This is a genomic window from Acidobacteriota bacterium, assembly GCA_035471785.1.
Lineage (GTDB): Bacteria > Acidobacteriota > UBA6911 > RPQK01 > DATIPO01 > JANQFM01.
Genome location: DATIPQ010000143.1, coordinates 30561 through 51970 on the forward strand (window position 1 = coordinate 30561; position 21410 = coordinate 51970).

The 21410-nt window shown below is 61.9% G+C and carries 19 protein-coding genes; 7 read left to right on the plus strand and 12 right to left on the minus strand.

Going from position 1 to position 21410, the window contains the following annotated elements:
- Nucleotides 1-19 precede the first annotated feature (19 nt).
- Nucleotides 20-463, plus strand: a complete 444-nt coding sequence (locus VLU25_20255) for a hypothetical protein (protein ID HSR70273.1) — start codon at nucleotides 20-22, stop codon at nucleotides 461-463.
- Between the two features lie 4 nt (nucleotides 464-467).
- Nucleotides 468-986, plus strand: coding sequence for a hypothetical protein (locus tag VLU25_20260; GenBank protein HSR70274.1), 519 nt, complete (start codon nucleotides 468-470; stop codon nucleotides 984-986).
- Between the two features lie 113 nt (nucleotides 987-1099).
- On the opposite strand, the gene VLU25_20265 is transcribed toward VLU25_20260, so the two are convergent.
- Both VLU25_20265 and VLU25_20270 read right to left on the minus strand, forming a co-directional pair.
- Entirely contained in the window at nucleotides 1100-1468 is a 369-nt protein-coding gene (locus tag VLU25_20265; protein ID HSR70275.1) for a metallopeptidase family protein, read from the minus strand.
- Nucleotides 1469-1499: 31 nt separating this feature from the next.
- Nucleotides 1500-1970: a cytochrome c-type biogenesis protein gene (locus VLU25_20270; protein HSR70276.1), complete on the minus strand. Its 471-nt coding sequence runs from the start codon at nucleotides 1968-1970 to the stop codon at nucleotides 1500-1502.
- Nucleotides 1971-2084: 114 nt separating this feature from the next.
- Between VLU25_20270 and VLU25_20275 the strand changes: the two genes are divergently transcribed.
- Nucleotides 2085-2819: an SDR family oxidoreductase gene (locus tag VLU25_20275; GenBank protein HSR70277.1), complete on the plus strand. Its 735-nt coding sequence runs from the start codon at nucleotides 2085-2087 to the stop codon at nucleotides 2817-2819.
- Between the two features lie 30 nt (nucleotides 2820-2849).
- Here the strand turns inward: VLU25_20275 and VLU25_20280 are convergent, their stop codons facing one another.
- The 4 genes from VLU25_20280 to VLU25_20295 all read right to left on the minus strand — a co-directional run bounded on the left by VLU25_20280 (nucleotide 2850) and on the right by VLU25_20295 (nucleotide 8444).
- Entirely contained in the window at nucleotides 2850-3227 is a 378-nt protein-coding gene (locus tag VLU25_20280; protein ID HSR70278.1) for a c-type cytochrome, read from the minus strand.
- Nucleotides 3228-3308: 81 nt separating this feature from the next.
- Nucleotides 3309-6122, minus strand: a complete 2814-nt coding sequence (locus VLU25_20285) for a pitrilysin family protein (protein ID HSR70279.1) — start codon at nucleotides 6120-6122, stop codon at nucleotides 3309-3311.
- Nucleotides 6123-6285: 163 nt separating this feature from the next.
- Nucleotides 6286-6774, minus strand: coding sequence for a tRNA adenosine(34) deaminase TadA (tadA, locus tag VLU25_20290; GenBank protein HSR70280.1), 489 nt, complete (start codon nucleotides 6772-6774; stop codon nucleotides 6286-6288).
- A complete protein-coding gene (locus VLU25_20295; protein HSR70281.1) occupies nucleotides 6771-8444 on the minus strand; it encodes a GWxTD domain-containing protein in 1674 nt (557 codons plus the stop codon). The genes tadA and VLU25_20295 overlap by 4 nt, the downstream gene beginning before the upstream one ends.
- 69 nt (nucleotides 8445-8513) lie before the next feature.
- On the opposite strand from VLU25_20295, the gene VLU25_20300 reads away from it, so the two are divergent.
- Complete coding sequence (locus VLU25_20300; protein HSR70282.1) at nucleotides 8514-9428, plus strand: substrate-binding domain-containing protein; 915 nt, start codon at nucleotides 8514-8516, stop codon at nucleotides 9426-9428.
- Between the two features lie 51 nt (nucleotides 9429-9479).
- On the opposite strand, the gene VLU25_20305 is transcribed toward VLU25_20300, so the two are convergent.
- Both VLU25_20305 and moaA read right to left on the minus strand, forming a co-directional pair.
- Nucleotides 9480-9806: an iron-sulfur cluster assembly accessory protein gene (locus VLU25_20305; GenBank protein ID HSR70283.1), complete on the minus strand. Its 327-nt coding sequence runs from the start codon at nucleotides 9804-9806 to the stop codon at nucleotides 9480-9482.
- Nucleotides 9807-9873: 67 nt separating this feature from the next.
- Nucleotides 9874-10857: a GTP 3',8-cyclase MoaA gene (gene moaA / locus VLU25_20310; GenBank protein HSR70284.1), complete on the minus strand. Its 984-nt coding sequence runs from the start codon at nucleotides 10855-10857 to the stop codon at nucleotides 9874-9876.
- 67 nt (nucleotides 10858-10924) lie between these two features.
- Between moaA and VLU25_20315 the strand changes: the two genes are divergently transcribed.
- Nucleotides 10925-11503, plus strand: coding sequence for a peptidylprolyl isomerase (locus tag VLU25_20315; protein ID HSR70285.1), 579 nt, complete (start codon nucleotides 10925-10927; stop codon nucleotides 11501-11503).
- On the opposite strand, the gene VLU25_20320 is transcribed toward VLU25_20315, so the two are convergent.
- Both VLU25_20320 and VLU25_20325 read right to left on the minus strand, forming a co-directional pair.
- A complete protein-coding gene (locus VLU25_20320) occupies nucleotides 11504-14074 on the minus strand; it encodes a M14 family metallopeptidase (protein ID HSR70286.1) in 2571 nt (856 codons plus the stop codon).
- A 282-nt stretch (nucleotides 14075-14356) separates the two neighbouring features.
- Nucleotides 14357-16411, minus strand: a complete 2055-nt coding sequence (locus VLU25_20325) for a S9 family peptidase (GenBank protein HSR70287.1) — start codon at nucleotides 16409-16411, stop codon at nucleotides 14357-14359.
- A 207-nt stretch (nucleotides 16412-16618) separates the two neighbouring features.
- Between VLU25_20325 and VLU25_20330 the strand changes: the two genes are divergently transcribed.
- A complete protein-coding gene (locus VLU25_20330) occupies nucleotides 16619-17635 on the plus strand; it encodes a DUF3011 domain-containing protein (protein ID HSR70288.1) in 1017 nt (338 codons plus the stop codon).
- Between the two features lie 18 nt (nucleotides 17636-17653).
- Here the strand turns inward: VLU25_20330 and VLU25_20335 are convergent, their stop codons facing one another.
- Nucleotides 17654-18286 (minus strand): helix-turn-helix transcriptional regulator, encoded by a 633-nt coding sequence (locus VLU25_20335; protein ID HSR70289.1) that lies wholly within the window; start codon nucleotides 18284-18286, stop codon nucleotides 17654-17656.
- Nucleotides 18287-18824: 538 nt separating this feature from the next.
- Between VLU25_20335 and VLU25_20340 the strand changes: the two genes are divergently transcribed.
- Nucleotides 18825-19823, plus strand: coding sequence for a hypothetical protein (locus tag VLU25_20340; GenBank protein ID HSR70290.1), 999 nt, complete (start codon nucleotides 18825-18827; stop codon nucleotides 19821-19823).
- A gap of 293 nt (nucleotides 19824-20116) precedes the next feature.
- On the opposite strand, the gene VLU25_20345 is transcribed toward VLU25_20340, so the two are convergent.
- Nucleotides 20117-21307, minus strand: coding sequence for an aminopeptidase (locus tag VLU25_20345; GenBank protein HSR70291.1), 1191 nt, complete (start codon nucleotides 21305-21307; stop codon nucleotides 20117-20119).
- Between the last annotated feature and the right edge of the window lie 103 nt (nucleotides 21308-21410).

Genomic DNA, 21410 nt, shown 5'->3' on the forward strand with positions numbered 1-21410 from the left:
GGAGGGCCCCCACGCCCAAATGTCTACTCTATTCTCCAACCGGGCCGGCTTGATCGGGATTCCTCTGGTCTTGCTGGCCTTGTTGGGCCTCTACCTCGACTACGGCCATTGGTTGGACGGCGAATTCCTCAACTTTTACGAGTTGCGATCTCTGTCCAGCCTTCCCGCGGGCAGCATCGTCACGGTCAGCTATGCACCCTGCTACAAGATCGACGAGGACGGTTTTCACCTGCGCACCGGCGAAGGGGAATCGATCCACGTTCGGGGCCGCCTTGAAGGCCTGACTGTGGGCGCCCGGGCCATCCTGCAGGGACGCCTGCTGGCAGACGGAAGCCTGCAACTGATCGAAGGCCGTACCGCCCGCCGCGACTGGTTCAAGAAATACGCAGGACTGCTGGTGCTCTTCCTGCTTCTGCCTGCTCTGCTGCTCGAATTCCGCCGCGGATGGGGCCAGGAAGCTTGACGCGATGCCGGACCTCATCAGCCACGCTTTAACGGGTTTCTTGGCGCGCCCCGAGGCGGGACGGCGGAGCATCCTGCTGACCGTGGCCGGGACCGCCCTTCCCGATTTGGCGGGGCGCGCCCCCGAGTTAGCCGCGGCAACCTTCTTCCCGGCCTGGCGCTTTTCGACTCCCGACTGGGTGTTCGACGGCACCGCCATCTTCCACACCTTGCTGCCGCTGGCCCTGCTCTGCTGGGTGCTGTCTTTCGCCGCTCCCACTCCGCCGGCCCGGCGACAGGTCTTCACTTGCCTGCTCTTGGGCGGATGGCTGCACCTGGGCTTCGACTACCTGCAGCGCCATCTCTTCTACGACTACCACCCCCTCTACCCGCTCTCGTACATGGGATGGGAAGCCGAGTTCTTCTGGACCGAAGACAGCCTCTACTACGTCCTCCCTCCCCTGGCCGTCCTCAGCCTGGCAGCCTGGCTCTACCGCCGCCGCTCCCCAGGCCGGGGAAACATGAGCCGAAAGCGACTGGGTTAGAGAACAAGTCCGGGCTCGCTCGAAGGCGAGCGATTCACTGGGGCAACTGGCGAATCTGTCCCTGTCAGGGGAAAGAACGGAGGACCCTGGCTCAGGACTAATGACCGGCAGCACTACTCGTAGCCGTAGGCGGCAAGAGTTTCCTCGTCGAAGCCCATGAAATGCCCGACTTCATGAGCCAGCGTGATCTCGACCTCGCGGATCAGGTCGCGACGGTTTGGAAAATCGCGAAGCAAGGGCTGACGGAAGATGTAGATGACGGTGGGCAACATGCCCCAGTCGAATGCTCCCCGATCAGGCAGGGGAACACCCACGAAGAGTCCGTAGGCCTGGGCGTGACGATCGCCCAGCACTTCTTCCATCAAGTCGGGGTTGGGCCAGTCTTCGACCAGGATCTCGAGGTTGTCCATGGCACGCCGGAACTCGGGAGGAATGCGCTCAATCGCACGTTCCAAGACCCGGTCGAATGCGCGGCGGTCCATCAGGATTTCTTTGTGTTAGAGGGCGTCCGCTCTAGACTTCCCTCATTTCCTCTTCCAGCATGCGGGCGTAGCGGTCGTCGGAGGAGGAGCGGCCCGCTTGGTCAGCGGAAGCCGCCTCGCCAGAGGGTTGCTTGCTGCGGACGTAAATGACGATGCCCAGGCCGCCAACTGCCAGAGCTACGAAGGGAAGCACCCAGGCCAGCCAGTTAAATCCCTGCCTGGGCGGCGCGGAAAGTATGCGGGCGCCGTATTGATCGGTGAAGCGAGCCAGGATGGCCTCGCTGCTTTGCCCCTCGGAAACCAACTGTCGGATTTCGGCACGGACTTTCTCGGCGGCCGGAGAATGATGCTCCGAAACCGGCTGACGCCAGCAGCAAGGTGCGATCAACTCGGTTTCCAAGCTCTTGGCTACGACCTCCTGCTGGGGGCTCAGGCGGACGTCGTCTTCGTGGGCCATTGCTGAAGAGAAGACCAAGAAGAGAACCATCAGTGCGATACGCATGGGGAAACCTCCCGCCAAGATTGCCTCGGCTCAAGATTGCCTCGCCAGGCAACTTCCCGTAGTTTAGCACATGGCAGCCTCGTCGAGGATGCGAGAGGAAAGGAAGAACCGGACATGGATTTAGGGCTGAGCGGAAGGAAAGCATTGGTGATGGGAGCCTCCAGCGGACTGGGCAAGGCGGTCGCCCGAGCCCTCGTCGAGGAAGGCGCCTCAGCCGTCATTTGCGCCCGGGGCGAGGAGAAGCTCAGGTCCACGGCAGAGGAAATCGGGGCCTTCCCGGTGGTCTGCGACCTCTCTCAAGCAGGAGCCGCCGCGGCTCTGGTCGAGAAATCGCGTGAGAAGCTGGGCGGACTCGACATCCTGGTCTCCAACACAGGAGGACCGCCTCAGGGAGGCTTTCTCGATCTCACCAGCCAGGACTGGGAGGCCGGTTTCCGGGGGCTCTGGATGAGCGCGGTGGAGTCGATGCAGGCCGCTTTGCCGCACATGCGCGAGCAAGGCTGGGGACGACTGCTCCTGGTCACCTCGGTGGCCGCCCGCGAACCGGTGGCCGGACTGACCATATCCAACGCCTACCGCGCGGGACTGCACGGACTGGTCAATTCCGTCAGCCGCGAGGTGGCCTCTCAGGGTGTGACCGTCAACGCCCTCATGCCCGGTTACACCAAGACCGAGCGGTTAGCCGAACTGGGAGTTTCCGACGAGCAGATCGCGGCCCAAATCCCGGCTGGCCGCCTGGGACGCCCCCACGAGTTGGCCGCTTTGGCCGCCTTTCTGGCCTCTGAGAAGGCCGCCTACATCACCGGTCAGGCCATCGCCGTCGACGGAGGGCTGCTGCGCAGTATCTGAGATCCGCTCCAACCCTTGCCAAGAGGTGATCTACTGCCCTTCTTCCTCATCGATAAAAGTGTAGACATAACGGGAGACCGCCTTGATGTCTTCCTCGCTGAGGCGGCCCTGAAAGCCCAACATGGCGGTGCCGAGGATGCCTTCGGTGACGTTTTGCTCGATGTCTTCCAGCTTGTCTCCGTGACGCCAATCGTCGTCGGCCAAAGAAAAAAGCGGGTCGGGATGCTCTCCTTCCGGGCCGTGACAGAGCTGACAGTGGAGCCTGAACAGGCGCTTGCCTTGACGGATCTGACGCTTGGTCTCGGCGTCGTCTTGGGCTTGCGCCGCCGGCGAGGCGGGCAATGCAGCGTCGAGTACGAACAGCGAGCACCACAAAGCCATCAGCGCGATGACTGCAAATCTCCTCATTCCATCTCCTTAAATGACCCTGTTGGCGGCCGGAAGAGACGAGCATTATAGCAGTCCTCCGGCCGCACTCCGGCGCCGGACTCAGCGTTCCAGGACGTCGTTGATGTGGATGATCTTGATCTTGTCGTCCTGCACCGGCAAGGGGAAGGCCTGGATGATGCGGTCTTCGCTGAGAATCTCTTCGGGCTTTTCACCCGGGTATTCGATGGGGCTCGCGGCGCCGCTCACCAACAGGCGCTTGAGTCCTTCGGCATCCTTGGTGATGAAGACGATCCACATGTCGTCATACTGCAGATAACGCTTGATGGCCTGGTTGACGTCCTCCAGGCTGAGAGCGTCCAACTCCGACTTGATCGACTCCAGGTGCGGCTCATCCTCGATGCCGTAGAAATAGTCGTCGATGCGGTATCCCAGGCGGCGGCTCAGGGTGGAGCCGTAGTTGACGGTGTAGTTCTTGAGGAAGCCGCGGGTGATTTCGAACTCCTGCTGGGTCATTCCATCGTCGACCAGGTCCTGGAACTCGCGCAGGGCGGCGCGGGTGGCGAAGAGAGCCCGGTTGTGGAGGTCGCCCTCCTGGAGTCCGGAGACGGGACGGATCCAGATCTGGAAGATCTGCTTGCGCCGGGCCACGTTCTGGGGCGGCAAGCTGATGGTGTGTCCCAGCGGATAGGCCTCGATGTAGCTGTAGTCGCCGTAATTCATGCCCCGCGCCTCGCGGATGACCTGATAGAGATGGCTGGCGGAACTGCGATGTTCCCCCAACCAGGAATTGGCCAGCATCATGGCGTAGAAATCGTCGTCTGAGCGCAGCAGGTCGTAGGGATAGCCCATGCTGATGGCGGTTGCGCTGGTGTCTTTCTCGACGATAAGCACGTTCAGCCCCTCGATGGGCTGAGGCTGGGGCGCGGGCACCGGATCGGTCGAGCCCGCCGGCAGGGCGTCGAAGTCGGACCGCAGCCGCCGGGGCATGTTCTCGGGATAATCGCCAGCCACGCCCATGACCACATTGCCGCGCAGGTAGTTGCCGGCATAAAAGTCCTTGACGTCTTGAAGGGTCAAGGCGCGAACGGTCTCGACGTATCCCTCCTCCGGATGCTCGTAGGGCGTGCCGCGGAAGATCTCGCGGAAGAGCAGTTCTTTGCCCAACTCCTCGTCGGAGGAAAAGCGCCGCTGTCGCTCCAGATAGCTCATGAGCCGCGACTTGATGCGCTGGAAGTCCTCTTCCTTGAAGGCCGGCGCCAGAATGGCGTCGGTGAAGAGGCCGTAGTATTCGTCCAGGTTGTCCTTGTGGACGGTTCCTCTGAAGACCGTCATCTCCTTGTCGACGCTGGAGGAATACCCCGCCGCCATGGGATAGAGCTTGGCCAGGATCTGCTCATAGCTGTTGTTCCGGGTGGAACTGTCTTCCAGCACGGCAGCCGTCAGGGCGGCCAGCCCCTCCTTGCCAGGAGGGTCGTTCTGGGAGCCCGCCTTGAACCAGATGTTGAAGGACACGAAGGGCGAATCGGGCTCGGGCAGAGTGACGACGTCCGGGAAAGAGCCCGCCTCGTCCATCCTCATCTCGGGCTCGCGTTCCATGCCCGCGGGCAGCAGGGTCACGATGGTGCGTTTGTCTTTTTGAAGCACCAGGCGGGCGGCTTCCATCACGTCTTCGGGAGTCACCTTCTCAAGGGTTTGATAGAAGGTGTTGATGGCTTCTATCCCGCCCGTGTTGACCACCGTGCCGATAAGCGAAAAAGCCACGTCGCGGGCCGTTTCCAGATCCATCAGGTAGTCGTAGCGCATGTACCGTTTGGCGGTGTTGAGCGCCTCCTGGGAAGGCGGCTGGGAAGTGAATCTCTCCACGGCCGCCTCGATGGCCCGCTGGGCCCGGTAGAGCTTCTGCTGATCGGTGGCGGCCGCAAAAACGGCTCCCAGTCCGGGATCCCTCTGCGTTCCGAAGTCGCCCTGAATGAACTGCACGGTTTGGCTGTCCACCACCAATTCGCGGTAGATGTCGGAATTGGGGCCGAAGGCGACTTGACCCAGGACTTCCACCGCTACAGCCAGGCGGCTGTCGGGTTTCCAGGCAGGAATCTTGTAGGCCACCACCATGGCGGGCAGGGCGCTTCCCGGAAAATGCACGGTGGCCTCGCGGGGAGCCGTTTGCTCAGGCTCCGGAGTGATCTGCGGCGGACGGTACCCTCTCTGCCACCCCGAATAATGGCTGCGAATCAACTGCTCGGCGTTGTCGAAGTCGAAGTCGCCGGCCACCACCAGCACCACGTTCTCCGGACGATAGTAGCGCTCGAAAAAGGAACGGCTGTAGTCGAAGCCCTCAGGCATCGAGCGCACATCGGCCTCGAAGCCGATGGTCGTGTGCTTGTAGGTGTGTTTGTCGAAAGCCGTGTCGAGCAGCTTTTCGAAGAGAAAAGAAAAAGGGTTGGCCCGTCCCTGATTGAATTCGCCCAGGACCGCTCCGGCCTCGGTGCGGAACTCCGATTCGTCGTAGCTGAGGTTCTGAAAGCGGTCGGACTCGAGATCCACCAGGGTCGGCAGCGATTCGCTGGAAGCCACGATGTGGTAGACCGTCATGTCAGAACTGGTGAAGGCGTTGCTGTCGGCTCCGATGGCGGTCAGCACCTCGTCGAAATTGGGGTATTTCTCGGTGCCGCGGAACATCATGTGCTCGAAGAAGTGAGCGTATCCGCTGCGTCCGGGCTCCCACTCGTCGCGGCTGCCGGTGCGTACGATGGTCACGTAAGCCAGTTGGCCGGGCGAGCCCGCGTCGATCAGGTAAGCGGTGAAACCGTTGTCCAGTTTCACCTCGCGATATTCAAAAGGAAAGATTCCGTCGGCCGCCGCCAGCGGTCCGAGCAGCATCGAAACCAACAAGATTCGTAACATCCACTTCATTTGCTTTCGCTCCTCACGGTGCATTTTTCCCTGTCAAAGCTGATTCTAACATCTTGAGCGCTCTCTTCAGCTACGTGGAACGCGAGGCGAAGCCGCTTTAACGCTTGCCGAAGGCTTGGCCCCACCGGAGGCGCTAAGAACGCTGCCGGACCGGAGGTCGCCGTCAGCGCCGGGCGGCGAAAAAGGCCTGCAGGAGCGCGCGCGACTCTTCGGCCAGCGGACCCTCCTGCCATTGCACCTGGTGATTGAAAAGGCCGGGGGCGAAGAGTCGGGCCTTGGAAACCACGGCACCGGCCTTTTCGTCGCGGGCTGCGAAGACACAGCGGGCGATGCGGGCCCAGATGGCAGCTCCCGCGCACATGGAACAAGGCTCGACGGTCACGAAGACCTCGAGTCCGTTGAGACGATAATTGCCCAGCTTGCGGGCCGCTTCCCGCAAGACCAGGACCTCGGCATGTGCGGTGGGGTCGACCAGTTGAATGGTGCGGTTGTGCTGGCGCGCTACCAGTTGACCGCCGAGGACGGCTACCGCTCCGATGGGAACTTCTCCTTCTTGAGCTGCCCGCCGAGCTTCCTCCAGGGCCAGGGCCATCCAGGACCGGTGGCTGGAGGAATCGTCGGCTCTGGCGCTGTCGTCACGAGGTCCGCTCATGGCGATCCGGAGGTGGAGCGGGAAGTGGGGCGGGGCTCGATGGCGAAACGCTCTTCGGCTTCCACCCTGTGCCCCTCGATCAAGTCCTCCACCTGCAGGCGCAACTGGTAGCGTCCGGGCTCGAGCCCGCCCACGGGAAGAGATTTGATGAGCACGATACGGCGCTGGGAGGCCAACTGTATCGACTGGCCGTCCTCGTCCACGGCTTCACCGATGATGTCCCCATCCTTCAAGACCTGATAGCTGACGCGCAGAGACGGCTCCCAGGTGGTTTGGTCAAAGGCTGCGTTGTAGACCTGGCAGTAGAGGTTGAGCCGCGTCCCCTCGCGGAAAGCGCCCGTCAGGTTGGGCCGGATCTTGACGTCGCCGATCACGAACATGGCGTTCTCTCGGGGGATCTCGGGCAACACCTGAATCTTGTCCGACACCACCAGCGAACTGAGCGCCAGGTCCTCCTCGGGATAGTTGGGAGGGTTGAGACCCCGCCGCACCACGCCGGTCTTGCCGCTCTTGAGGTCTTTGACGATCAGGTCGAGCTTGTAGCGCATGCGCTGATCGAGGGTGATGATCTTCTGGTAGGTGGCCGAATTGCGCAGCGCCGCCGCCAACGCGTGAGAGGGATAGGCCAGGCCCAACTCGTCCTCGAACTCGGCCACAACTCGGTTGGTGATGCTGGTGACCAGTCCGTAGACAGCCAGGCGGGCTTCGTGGTAGCCGCCTTCTTTCTCTTCGAAGGTGAAGTCCTTGTTCTCCAATTGGACAGTGATGGGCACCAGGGCCTGCCCCTCGTTGAGGCGGTAGTAGTCTTCACCTATGCGCACTGGCAGGTCGGCGAAAGAGACGTTGACCTCGACCAGCTCTTTGAGGTCTTTGAACTTGATCGACTGAGGCGCCTGCACTTGGGTATAGGTGCGGTAGCGGTCAAAGGGATTGTCCTTGGCCCGCAGGCCCATCAGCGGATAGCGTTCGCGGTTGCCGGGGCTGAAGTAGGGACGGTCGGCCTTGGAAGCCAGACCCAGCTTTTCGGCCGTCGTCAGTCCCGCGTTGGGAACGTGGAGCAGAGCGTCCTTCTCTTCAGGATTGAGGGCCAGCCGGTATTCGCCTGAATTGGTGGGGTCGACGAACTCCAGTTCGATGTCGCTGCCGATGCCCTCGATGTGCCGGTAGCGCCACACTTCGAAGGGGTAGGTTGTGGTGTCGCCTCCTCCCTCGTGAAAGGGGCGGGTGTAAGTTCCTCCGGTGGGCCGCGAGTCGATCTCCGCGGGGGCGCCGTGGATGATGTAGATGCGTCCCCGATCGGTCATCCAGCCGGGAATCCCGCTGGCAAAACGCTCGTTGGCGAAAGCGATGCGGCGGTAGTGTTCTTCTTTGAATTCGTTGTGGGCCGTACGCGGATCGGGGTCGCGGCGTATCCAGAACTGCTCGATGAACTGTTCCTTCTCCTCGTCGGTGGAGAGGCTCTGAAAGACTTTTCGCTCCTCGTCGGTGATGATGTAGTAGACGTCCTCCTGCAGCCACTTCTTGTAGTAGTCGGTGCTTTCCTCCTGGCGGCGTCTTTCATCCTGACCCAGAGCCGGCGCCGGCACCAAAGACAAGACCAGGCAAAAGCACGCCGCGGCAGCCAAAATCCGATGGAGCGGCGGGAACGTGGAGCCTTGAAGAGCAGCCATGGGCGCTATTATAGCAGTCGCTGCATCACCGGCTTTGCAAGAGGAAACGCCAAAGGATAAGAATAGAGGATGGGCCGCAGCTTTCGAGTCTCAGCGCTTGCCGGAGTTTGCCTCCTCGTTTGGGGGTGCGCGGAAGAGGCCCGCCAGGTTACGATTTGCCATACCTCCGACTTGCGGGCCTTCGTTGAGTCGGCAGGGGAACGCTTCCAGTCCAATCATCCGCGCGTCAGCGTGCGCAGCGAGTCCGCTGACAGCTTGGAGGAGCTGCGCGATTTGATCCGATCAAAGGAATACTGCGATCTGGTTGCCTCCTCCGACTACCGGCTCATCGAGCGTTTCCTGAAACCGGAGCAGATCTTGAGAGGCACCGTCTTCCTGGGTGACGAGATGGTGTTGGCCACCAGCCAAAGGGCCTTGTGGGAGACGGAAGAAGGACGAAGGCGTTGGCAAGCCGAGTGGACGCGGCTCATCTTCTCCCAGGACCTCAGCTACGCCGTGTCCGACCCGAACCGTGATCCGACCGGCTATTTCGGGCACCTGACGTGGAAGCTCTCCGAGATTCACTACCGAAATCCCGGTCTCTACAGGCGCTTCCTCAACGGCCGGCAAGAATCCCCCGCGGGATCCGGTTGGGCGGGGTTGACGTCCTCTCTGGCAAGCGGAGGTCTGGATTTCGCCTTTCTCTACCGCTCCATGGCGGAGCGGAACGGACTGGAGTATCTGAGCCTGCCGGGCCCGGTCTCGCTGGGGGAATCGGCGCAAGCCGACCGCTACCGACAGGTGTTTTGGGAAAGCGGTGAAGATTCCGGCCAAGCGCCCTTCAAGATCTATGGGGCTCCCATCCGCTACGGAATGTGCGCGGTGGGGACGCCCCGGCGCGAGGCCGACCTGTTATTGGAGTATCTGCTCAGCCCCGAAGCCGCCGACATGGCCCGACGCCTGGGATACACGGTGGTTCCGGCCCGGAATATCGGCAACAGGTAGGCTTGACCAGCCCAGCGGGAGTTGGCGCTTGGAAACCGGAGTTTGCGAAACTCAGGCTGAGAAGCTCTCGCCGCAGCCGCAGGTGCCGGTGACGTTGGGATTCTTGAAGCGGAAGCCTTCGCCCTGCCAGCTCGACTCGTAGTCGATCTGAGTACCGTCCAGATAGATCAGGCTCTGTTCATCGACGATGACTTTGAGCCCGTCTCGGTCGATGACTTCATCGCCGTCCTGAGGCTCGCGCTCGACCTTCATGGCGTACTGGAAGCCGGAGCAGCCGCCTGCCTCCACGGCCACCCGGATGCCCAGAATGGACGCGTCGTTCTGCTCGGCCACAACTTGCTTCATTTTCTCAACGGCTCTGGACGTCATGTCGATCATGCCTAAATTCCTCCATTGACAAAACCTATTTTAACGCAGGGACGCGCAAGATCTCAAATGGCCGGGCTCAGCCTCCGATGTAGGACATGGAGCGGGAGGGGGGAACGAAATGAGGCTCGTTGATGTGGTGGCGCGCCTCTTTCTTGGCCACGGTGTCGAGGATGAAGCTGCGAAGCTCGGCGTCGCCGGCTCCCGAGCGCATCAGCGACTTGATGTCGTGCTCGACGTGAGAAAAGAGACAGGTGCGGATCTTGCCGTCGGCCGTCAGGCGGATGCGGCTGCAAGCCCCGCAGAAGGGACGCGAAACCGGCATGATGAGTCCGATGCGCCCGCCCGAGTCGGCAAAGTCGTAGTTGCGGGAGGTCTGCGAGGGGTGTTTGAGAGGACGCTCGCGCAGCTCATAGCGGGACTCCAGAATCTCCAGGATCTCGGCCCCGCTGAAGACCTGACGGCGCGTCCAGCCCTCGTCTTCGTCCAGCGGCATGAACTCGATGAAGCGCACGGTGATTTCCAGCCGGCGGGCCATCTCGGCAAAGTCGACGATCTCGTCGTCGTTGAATTCGCGCACCACCACGCAGTTGATCTTAACCGGATCAAGCCCCTCCTCCTTGGCCGCCTCGATGCTCTTCATGACCTTGTCGAAGTCGTCGCTGCGGGTGATGCGCCGAAAGCGCTCAGGCTGGAGCGAATCGAGCGAGATGGTGACTCGGTCAAGGCCCTTTTCCTTAAGCAGTGCGGCTTTCTGATAAAGGTTGAAGCCGTTGGTGGTGAGGGCCAGATCGCTCAATCCCGGAAGCACGGCCAGGCGCTCGATGAGCTTCTCCAGCTCACGCCGCACCATCGGCTCGCCGCCGGTGATGCGCAGCTTGCGGATGCCCATTGCGGTGAAGATGCCGGCCAGCCGTTCGATTTCTTCGAAGGAGAGGATCTGGTCGCGCTCCTGATAGGCCAGGGAGCGGGCCGACTTGCAGTAGACGCATTTGAAGTTGCAGCGGTCGGTCACGGAAACCCGCAGATCTTCAATGGTGCGTCCGAAAGAGTCCTGCAACATAGGCTTCCAGTGTACGGAATGGACGCTGTCGCGATCAACTCGGCCGAGTGCTATAGTGATGAAACCTATGCGCTCTTCTAGATCGCTTTGTCTGCTGGGCTTTCTGTTGGCGGCTTGCCTGGCCCCTTCGGCGCTCTTGGCCCAGAACCCGGTCGTGACGGTCGATACCACGCTGGGCCGCTTCTCCATCGAGCTTTACGCCGACAAGGCGCCCGAGACGGTGGAGAACTTCCTGGCCTATGTCGAGGACGGCCATTTCGACGGCACCATTTTCCACCGGGTCATCCCCGGCTTCATCATCCAGGGCGGAGGATTGACGCCCGACCTGAAGGAAAAACCGACTCGCCCGCCCATCCCCAACGAAGCCGACAACGGACTCAAGAACGAGGTCGGCACAGTGGCCATGGCTCGTACCAGCGAACCCCACAGCGCCCAGTCGCAGTTTTACGTCAACCTCAACGACAACACGGCCCTCGACCACCATGACAAGAGCGTTCAAGGGTGGGGATATGCCGTCTTCGGACGCGTCACCTCCGGCATGGAAGTGGTGCGCACCATCGCCTCAGTGCCCTCCGTCACACGGGCTGGACACCATCACGTTCCCGTCACGCCCATCGAAATCACCAAGGTCTGGCTGCAGAAGTAGCTAAAAGACAGAGCCGAAGAAGACGGCGTTGAGCAAGAGTCCGCTGGTGCCGTACCAAAAGGCCCTGAAGGTGGGATCGTCGGCGAAAAGAACCACCCGTCCTCGACCTGAACGCCGGGCCAAGAGGGCCGCCGTCCCCGAGAGAGCAGCGAGGTTCTCGTCTGAGACGTAACCGCTCAACAGGGGATCGTCGGTATAGGCGGCAACGGTGGCGCCGGGCGTCTGAGACACTTCGAAGAAATGGGTGTGGTCGCGGAAAAAAGCCATGCGGGGACCGAACCCGAAGGCCAGCGGATGTGTGGTGTCGAGTTCTACTTGAAAGATCGATCCGCCGATGAGCTGGGCTCCCCGCTGACGTTGTACCTCGGCGTAGCGGGCCGGCGGAGTTTCGCGCTCGGGGCGGTAGAGCCGTTCCGATACGAATTCTTGCTCCACCACCCAACGGGCGGCGGACTGGGCGGCGATCAAGGTGCCTCCCTCACGCACCCAGGCCTTGAGCCGTTCGGCGTCGATGACCCGATAGGATCCGCCCACCAGCAGAAGGGTGTTGTAGCGGCTCAGATCGGCTCCGTTGAAGTCGTCCATATCGATGAGCGAGAGGGGGATTCCCATGCGCTCGTTGAGCAGATGCCAGGCTTGACCCACCTGGTAGGAACTGGTTCCCCGGCCCGAGAGGACGGCCACCGAGGGCTTGGAGAGAACCTCCATGGAGGGTCCGCCCAGGTCGGGACCCGAAGGCGTCAGTCCCCCCTCAACCGCCACCAGCTCGACGTGGTCCTGGCCCACGACCTCTTCCAGCAGCGAGCGCACCTCGGCAGGAGAAAGCGAAGCTTGGGCATCGCGCGGACGCAGCGGAATGACCACCGTTCCGGCGGCGAAGGAGCGCACCGCACCGCCGACCCTGGCCTGGAAATCACGCGTCGCCAGGCGTGGATAAAGTCCGGCCTGCTGGATCTTGTAGAGAGCGCGGGGAGCATAGAAACCTCCCCAGGGCATCAGATAGGCGTAGTCCGAGCTTCCCTCGAGGCGTCCTCCATCGAGGATTGCTTCCTCCACCGGGTCGCCCATCAGGCCCGACAGCCCGGCTTCCCAGGCCGCGTAGTCGACGTCGAAGGCCATGGGCATCACCCAGGTCGAGACGTCGTAGAAGAGCACGTCGTCGAACTCGGTTACGGTCTCGAAGAGAGCCTTGATGAGGCGGATCTGAGGTTGATCGAGGGGGACCACGTAGGCCTGGCCGGAGGCGAAAGCCCGGCCGCCGATTTCCACGTCCCGCGCCAACTCGTGAATCCGGATGCGGTGGCGCCTGAGCATCTGAGCCAGCGCCTGTCCGCGCGTCCGCTGAGAGCCCTGGATGGAGAAGATGTAGCCCTTGACCGGCTCCTGGCGGGCCATCTCGGGGGCCTGAGCGTAGAAGTCCCTCATATGGGCCAGCAGACGGGGACGCATGGCCACCGCCGCTTCGATGGTGGAGAGGGAAGCCGAGAACTGATTGCGCACCCCGTAAGCGTAGGTCAGTTCGCCTAAATCGGTGCTGCGCCGCAGAGCCCGCGAGGAGCCCTGCTCGAAGAGGATTCCCACCGCCCCGTTGACGTCGGGATAGGTCGATCCCTTGCCGTAATAGAAGTCGTCGAAGCTCTCCTCGGTGTAATAGAGGGCGCCGATCCGCTCCAGGCGGCGCGCGTGATAGGTGGCCATTTCGGCGGTCAATTCGAAGGTCCGCCGAGGCGTGTAGGGATTGTTGCGGGAGGGGATTCCGGGCTGAAAAAAGAAGGTGCGGTCGCCTCCCATCTCATGGTGGTCGGTCAGCACCTGGGGCCGCCAGTGGTGAAAGACCTGCAAACGGGCCTGGCTCTCTTTGAGTTGGGCGGGCAGCCAATCGCGGTTGAGGTCGAACCAGTAGTGATTGGTGCGTCCGCCGGGCCAGGGCTCGTTGTGCTCCCGGTCCTGGGAATCGATGGTGGCCACTCGCCCCCGGTTGGCGTTGACCCAATTGACGAAACGGGCCCGTCCGTCGGGATTGAAGGAGGGGTCGAGAATGATGACCAGGTTCTCCAGCGCCTCCTCCACCGGCTGGCCCTCTCCCGCCGCCAGATGATAAAGGGTCAGGAGGGCCGCCTCAGAGCCGGTGGCTTCGTTTCCGTGTACCGAGTAGCCCAGCCAGATGACGGCGGGCTGGGAGGCCAGGCGCGAATCGGAAGGGGAACCGGAGGGATCGGAAAGAGCCAGGTTGGCCTGCCGGATCTCCTCCAAACGGGCGTGGTTGGAGGGCGAGGTGACCAGGGCGTGCACCAGGGGCCGGCCTTCGTAAGTGGTTCCGTGCTGGCGCACGATTACACGGTCGCTGGCTTGGGCCACGGCCCGGTAATAATCGACCAACTGGTGAGGCCGGGTGTGACGGGTCCCCACCTCATGGCCGATGACGTCCTGGGGGGCGGGAATCTCTGAAGAGTACTCGACCCCTTCCACCTGGAAGTCGATGCTGAGGGGCACGCGGGCGCTCCCCAGAGCGGACGCCACAGCCGCGGCAAGCAGGAGGAGCGAGGAGGACAACAGGCTTGATTTGCTCATATGCGGCGGCATTATAGCGGCTTGGAGGCCGCAGCGGGCGGCGGCCGCCGGTTTTCGCCGCCCTCAAGCCCGCTGCAATGCAGCGCGTCAAAAGATTTGAGCCAGAGTCTTGCCAAGTGCGAACTGCGACAGGCGAAGTTCGAAAGAAACCCGAAGGGGCGCTGCCGCCTAGGGCCACTAGGTGGCCGACAAGTTCGCACACGGATCAAGTTTCAGCGACCGCGCTGAGGCCTATTTGCTCTCGGCGGTATGAGGCTGCTCGCTGGCTCTAGCCTGTTCGTCTCAGCGCACCTCAGGCTCGTCCTTCTCCTCGTCCTTCTTCTCGGAAGGGCGCTGCCAAGCTTGCCAGTCGGGATCGTCGAGGACGTAGCGCTGCATCCAGCGCACTTCCTCCACCACCAAGGTGCGGAAGTGGCGGGGTTCGCGAATGCCGTGGCCCTCGCGGGGAAAGCGGATGTAGCGGGTTTCGATTCCCCGGTCTTTGAGAGCCGCGAAGTACATCATGCTCTGGCCTTCGGTGTCGGTGCGGTCGTTGTTGCCGTGAAAGAGAATGGTGGGAGTCTCGACGTTGGCGATGTGAGTCAGCGAAGACTTCTGGCGCCAGCCCTCGGGATTCTCCCAGGGGGTTCCTCCGATGTACCAGAGGCGGACGTCATGGTTGAATCCGGGACCGTATTCCGAGGTCCAGTCGGAAACCATGGCGCCCAGCGAGGCCGCCTTGAAACGGTCGGTCTGAGTGATGGTCCATCCGCCCAGGATGCCTCCGTAGCTCCACCCGCGCACGCCCAACCGCTCAGGATCGGCGATCCCCTGCTCGATGAGGTAGTCGACCCCCGTCATCAGGTCCTGGTAGTCGCCGCCCCCGATGTCGTTCATATTGCCGCGCAGCAGTTCGTCGTCATAGCCGCTGCTGCCGCGCACGTTAGGCTGCAACTGCGCGTAGCCCAAACCGCCGAAGATGTGGACGCGGGCGTCGAAGTTGTTGGTGAAGACTCCCGCCGGTCCGCCGTGGATGTGCAGGATGAGGGGTGAACGCCGGCCCTCCTGGTAGGTGGGAGGCAGGTGCAGCAGTCCTTCGATGGGCAGCCCGTCCGTGCTCTTCCAGTTGACCACCTTCATGTCGGAGAGCAGCAACTCTTCCTCCACCCAGGCGTTGTGGTCGGTCAGCTCGCGGGACGAGGCCTGGGTGAGGGATGCCGCATAAAGCTCGGCAGGTGTGTCGTGATCCTCGAAGACGTAGGCGATGCGGCTCCTGTCGGCTGAATAGGAGACCGAACTCATGACGCCATCTACGTCCAGCAGCTTCTCAAGGGCACCGCTGACGGGGTCGAGACGGAAAAGCGCGTCCTCGGTGCGCTGCAAGCCGGAAAAGTAGATGAAGTCGCCCTCCGGACCCCATTCCACGTCGCCCATATTGCCTTCAAACGCCCCCGATACCATGCGGTATTCCTTGCTGTCGGCGTCGATGACCCAGATCTTGTCGTTGCGCAGCTCCCACTCCTGGTCATCGGGGGCTGAATAGAGGACCCTGCGGCCATCGGGGGCGAACTGCACGCCCCGCTCGGGCGCTTGGTTGTCGGTCAGCCGCGTCCTCAGCCCGTCCTGAATCGAATGGAGGTAGATTTCAGCCAAATACTGCTGGTTGCGGCGGTTTTCGCTGCGTGCCGTGTAGACCAGGCGCGAACCGTCGGGCGAGATGTCCCAGGAGCTGATGAGATGGCGTTCGTCGGTGATCTGCTTCTCTTCCTTGTCGTCCAGGCCGATCATCCACAGGTTGTTCCACTGATCGCGGCCCTGGCCGTTGGGCGGCTCGTCCACGAAGATGGCATCGGCGCCCTTCTTGATTTCCGCTTCCTCCTCTTTGGGCCGGGCATCGTCAGCCTGAAAGTAGATGCGGCTCTCGTCCCGTCCCCACAGGAATCGGCCCACCGAGGTCTTGTGCTTGGTGAGCTGGACGGCCTCCCCGCCCCGGGTGCGCATGATGAAAATCTGCCGCTTCCTGTCCTTACCCTCGCCCACCTCGCGCAGGAAGGCCAAATAGCCGCCCTGCGGCGAGAAGGCGAAACTGCTCCCGCCCTCTTCCCCGATGAACCGGTAGGCCTCGCCCCCCTGCCAAGGGATGCGCCAGTAAGTCGTCTTGCTCTCGTTCTCGTCCCAGTCCACCGTGCGGCGGCCGTAGAGAATCCACTCCCCATCAGGGGATAGGAGAGGGGAGACCACGTCCGTCATCCTGAAAATGTCGTCCACCGTCATGGGACGCTTGTCGGCCGTCTCGGCTGCGAGCCACAGCGAGCACAGGGAAACACATGCCACCACAACCCAAAGTCTTCTCAACATTCCATCCTTCTTTCCTGTTGCCACGTTTGCTCTCCCTCGCGGGAGTCCTTCTGCCTGAGCAGAGTCCTGTTGGCCGCATTATAGAGAGCCTCCCGCCGATCTGCTTTCCGGGAGGCCGGGCAAGTTGCGTCTGCTGACAACCTTTTCCGCAGCCGGGCATCTTAGAGAACTGCGGAACTCAGAGTCCCGCAGAAAACGAGGGAATCGATGCAGGCCTTAACTTACGGAGCCTTTCTCCCGGCATGGGCGGCCGTTCTCTTTTTAGCCTGGGTGCCGGTCCAGGCGCAGAACTTGAGAACCCAGGAAGTACGCTGCAAGAGCGAAGATTTCAGGCAGCGGGAATGCCGCCTGCGAGGACCGATCGTGCGCGTGCGCCTGAAAGACCAGAAGTCCAGCGCCGCCTGCCGGGAAGGATACAGCTACGGCTTTCGGGGCGAGATCCTGTGGGTGGACCGAGGATGCGACGCCGAGTTCGACGTCACCTTCCGCAGCAGCGGAAACTCCGGACCGGGGCGTTATCCGCCTTCCCCCAATGACCCGGACCGCGGGGGCTACAACCTGAAAAGGGTTGAGATCGAGTGCAAAAGCGAGAACTACCGGCGCAGAGACTGCCGGGTGGGCGGACGCATCGAGCGCGCCTTTCTGCGCGACACCGATTCTGACGCGCCCTGCATCGAGGGCCGTTCCTGGGGATGGGACCGCGACTATGTCTGGGTTAACAACGGCTGCGACGGCGACTTCGAGGTCCATTACGTCGACAACGGCTCCTCGGGCCCCATATTCGGAGGCGGCGACCGCCGAGAAAGGATCACCTGCAGCAGCCGCGATTATCGCCAGGAACAATGCTACGTGGAGGGGCGCATCACCGACATCCGCCTGCTGCGACGGCGATCCGGCGCTGAGTGCCGCCTGGGACGCAGCTATGGATACAGGCGCGACTACGTATGGGTGGACGAAGGCTGTTCAGCCGATTTCGAAGTTTACTACCGGGACGGCCGCGGCGGCGGGCCACCGCCCGGAGGCCGGGACGGCGACGTCCTTTCCTGCAAGAGCCACGACTACCGCTACAACTCCTGCAGAGCGGACCGCTTCATCCGCCGGGTCCGCCTGCTCGAGCAGAAGTCGGACGCTCCCTGCCGCCGCGGGGAAAGCTGGGGCTGGCAAGGCAATATCATCTGGGTCGACAAGGGCTGCTCGGCGGAATTCGAAGTCGACTACCGGTGAGTTCGGACCTCGACCAGTTCAGGACGCCTTAGCCAACTCCAGAGGCAGCATGGAAAGCACCGCCTCGCGCGTGTCTTCGATCCGTTCAGCCAGCTCCTCATCCTTCCCCGCCTGCTTGAGCATGCGTCGGGTGCGGTGAGAGAGCGAGGAGATATTGACGTCCAGCCGATGGCTGAGAGAAGTCAATGTTATCTGGGGCACGTCGCGCACCACGATTGAAGCTAAGACTTGGATTTCTCGGATCTTCTTAGAGTTGCGGGCTACCTCGCGGTCAATGCGGTCCACGCCGCAACAGCGGCACACGGCTTGGATAAAGTCGTCGGTGGAAATGGTGGGCGGACGCATTTCCTCGGAGGCTTCCAGAACCTTGCGGATGTGCTCTCTGGTGACGGCTTCGCGACTGCTGCGGTGAGCCATGGGCCAGACATCGGTAATGTCGGCCTCGATTGCGTGCAGGATGCGGAACAGATTGTCCAGATTCAGCTTGTAGCGTCCCCACTCCAGACAAGAGTAAGAACTGGCCGGAATGCCTGTCTTTTTGGCAACCTCCAGCACCTTGATTCCCTTCCCGATTCGAATCTGTCTAAGGTTTTTACACACAAAATTATTGATCGGACCTTTTGAGTGCATAAAGATGCTCCCCCTTTCCATGATTACTACCTGCGCTTTTGACACCTTGTATAAGCTCCGACAGGTCGACAATCTACCTCAAGTTCATAAGAAAGTCAACACATCATACTCATAAAGAACAGCCCGCACTCAGCCAAGGGAGAAAACGTCTGCCATAAACCATTGTCTTTTAGTGAAGACGAGAGAGTCACGGCCAGTGAGCGAAGGCAGATTAGCCGATCTCCGCCCGATCCTGCCTCTTCTTGATCTGACACGCTGATCTTCCCCAATAAGCGTTGTCGAGATGCCCTCGGGAACGCACTCGTGGATATCTTCGGGTCATGGAATCACAGAGTTTTGTGATGATACAAGTATTTGATTCACAAAGCAAGTTATTTCCACGATTTCTTGAGGAGATCAACCGGGATTTTGTAGGAAGTCCAACCTTGCTGCCTTCGCAATGGGGAAGAATTTGGGGAAACCGTCCTCCGAACCTGCAACCTTGACGCCAGCCCGACATCTTTATATGGGTTCGAGCCGATGGCAAGGTGATTCCGGAGAGTGTGAGAAAGGGTGAATTGTGACTCTTGCTTATAAATACCAAGCGCTAAAATCGTTCATCTTCAAGATAGCAGCCCTGTCGGTGCTGCCGGCGGCACTCCTGACCGCCACGGCCGGCCTTGCGGCGGGCGGCGACGGGGAAGGCGGCGAGTCTTCCCGACTGGCCCTTTTCTATTCGGCCTCACTGGCCGGAAACTTCGAGCCCTGCGGCTGCAGCGGCAACCCCACGGGCGGATTGGCCCGCCGCGCCGGAGTCATGACGAGTTACTCGGACCAACACTCCCATCCCATCCTGCAGGTGGATGCCGGCAATTTCTTCGCCGCGCTGGGGCCGGGGTCTTCGATGGTCAACGAGCTGATGACCGAGGCTTTGCGCGAATTCCCCGTATCGGTCCTGAACCTGGCCTCCGAAGACCTCCATTATTGGGATCAACTGAGCGCCTTGGAAGACCTGCCCACTCAGATCATCAGCACCAACTTGACGCCGCGGCGCTCTTCCCGCGCCCTTCCGGCGCGCTACGCCGTCGTCGAGATCGAGGGATCGCGGCTGGGCCTGTCAAGGAATCTGCGCATCGGTTTCCTGGGCGTGACCGATCCCAGCCGCGTCAAACCCAATTCCGGCTTCCGCGCATCCAATCCCATGCAGGCCATTGCCCAAGTCAAGGACGAGGTTCTCAAAGAGGCCGACTGGCTGGTCGTCCTGGCCGACGTTGAGCGCGAGGCAAAGACCATCGCAACCGACAGTTTTTTCTACCGGCTGGCTGAGGCCCACCCTGAAGTCAAGCTGATTATCCACACCGAGAAGCGCTATGTTCTCTTTCCGCCTGAAGAGGCAGGATCCGCCACCGTGCTGGGAGGAGTGGAAAGAGGACGGCAACTGGCCCGTCTGCTGCTGACCCTCGACAACCAGGGCGGCATCAGCGATATGGAACAAGAGTTCTTCGAACTCAAGGAGGGCGTTCCCGAAGACGAGCAGTGGCTGCAACGCCAGGCTCGTGTCAAGCTCTTCACCCAGTAGCTGCGCAGCTCCCAATTCCCAAGGCCCAACTAGGGCCACTAATGCAGTGCGCCAGAAGTTTTGAGCAACCCTGTCGCGTTATTCCACGTTCAGCGTTCGGACCTTTGCCGTCTGAAACCCAGGATGGCGCCGCCGTCTCGCTTGCCCTCGCCGGGGCTGACCCTGGGCTGGCGAATGGCACCCCTTCGGGGTTCTTTCGAACTTCGCATATCGCACCTCGAACTTGGCAAGGCCCTGGCTCAGAACTTATGGCCGGCAGCACTAGGCCAACTCTCAAATCGCGGTTGCGAAGCCTAGCGCGGAGCGGTCAGCCGTCCTTGTTGGACCCACGCTTCATCGCCCACCTGCACATCGGCGTCGACGAAGAAGTTCCAGCGCACGTAGCCCCCGCCGACGTTGCCCCCGAGTTCGCTGTTGTCGCCCAAGGAAAGACGGACCACTCCGGCGCCGTAGCCGTAGTAAGGAATCCAAGGATCTTCCCGGGGGACTGCCAGCAGAGGGTTGAATCCCAACGCGAATTCACGGAAAGCGCGTGAAGCGTCGCCGGCCTGCGCCATTTCTTCCTGCACAGCCTGGGCGCCTTCTTGGGCGCTCCATTCGGCTACCCGCCCCCTCTCGAAGCGCATGCGCAAGTTGCGCACCTTCTGGCCCGCCCAGGTCGTCTCGGGGAAGACGATGACGCCCTCGACGGATTCCTCCAGGGGCGCCACGCGGATGGCGCCGCAGGGCAGCTCCACTTCGCGGTCGATGAGGTTGCGTGCCTGCGAGGCCCGGGTGGCCGAGGCGTCCCCGTCCTGGCGGGTCACCGGACGGCCGCCGATGCGGAAAGTGATGTCGGTTCCGGCGGGGGTGGTGACGCGGACGGGATGCTGGCGCATGGCCGATTCGAAGCTTCGCTGGGTCTCGGCTACGGCGTCATAGTCGGTTTCCAGGACGGCTTTCTCATAGAGGCGGCTGACTCTTTCGCTGACGGGAAGGGCATTGCCCTGCAGATCGTAGGCTCCTTCCCAGTGAAAATGCACCGTGCGTCCCTTTCCTTGGCGCAGCAGATCCTGCACGGCCTGGTAAGGCGCGTGGAAGGGGAGGGCTCCCGGCAACTTGAGGGTGACGTCAACGTCGGAGAGCATTTCGCGTGCCGCCTCGCGGGCCCGATTCCAGGCCTCGTCCGGTTGAAAGGCGGGATCGCCGGTAGGCGTGAACCGCCAAACCTCCATCTGCCCCATGTCCACCGCGCCCGCCCGGCGCACCTGGCTCCTCAATTGGTCGGCCAGGGACTGGAAGCGTCCAGGATAGGTGAGCAAGAGCACCTTCTCTCCCGGCTGCAACTCCAGCCGGTAGGCAATGGCCTCGGCCAGGGCCTCCCAGTCGGGATGCCATTCCTGCTCCTGCCAGCCAGCCCATAATTGGGCGGATGCCGCAACGCCGGAAAGCGGCCCCAGGGTGAGTAGCGCCAGGGCCAGAATCCCCATCTTCGTCGTCATCATCTTCATACCTTCTGTCCTCCCGCTGACAGGTTACCCAATCGCACATCCGCGGTCGAATGGCCGGTGCATTTCGACGCCTGTTAACTTCTCTTGCCCGAGAAGC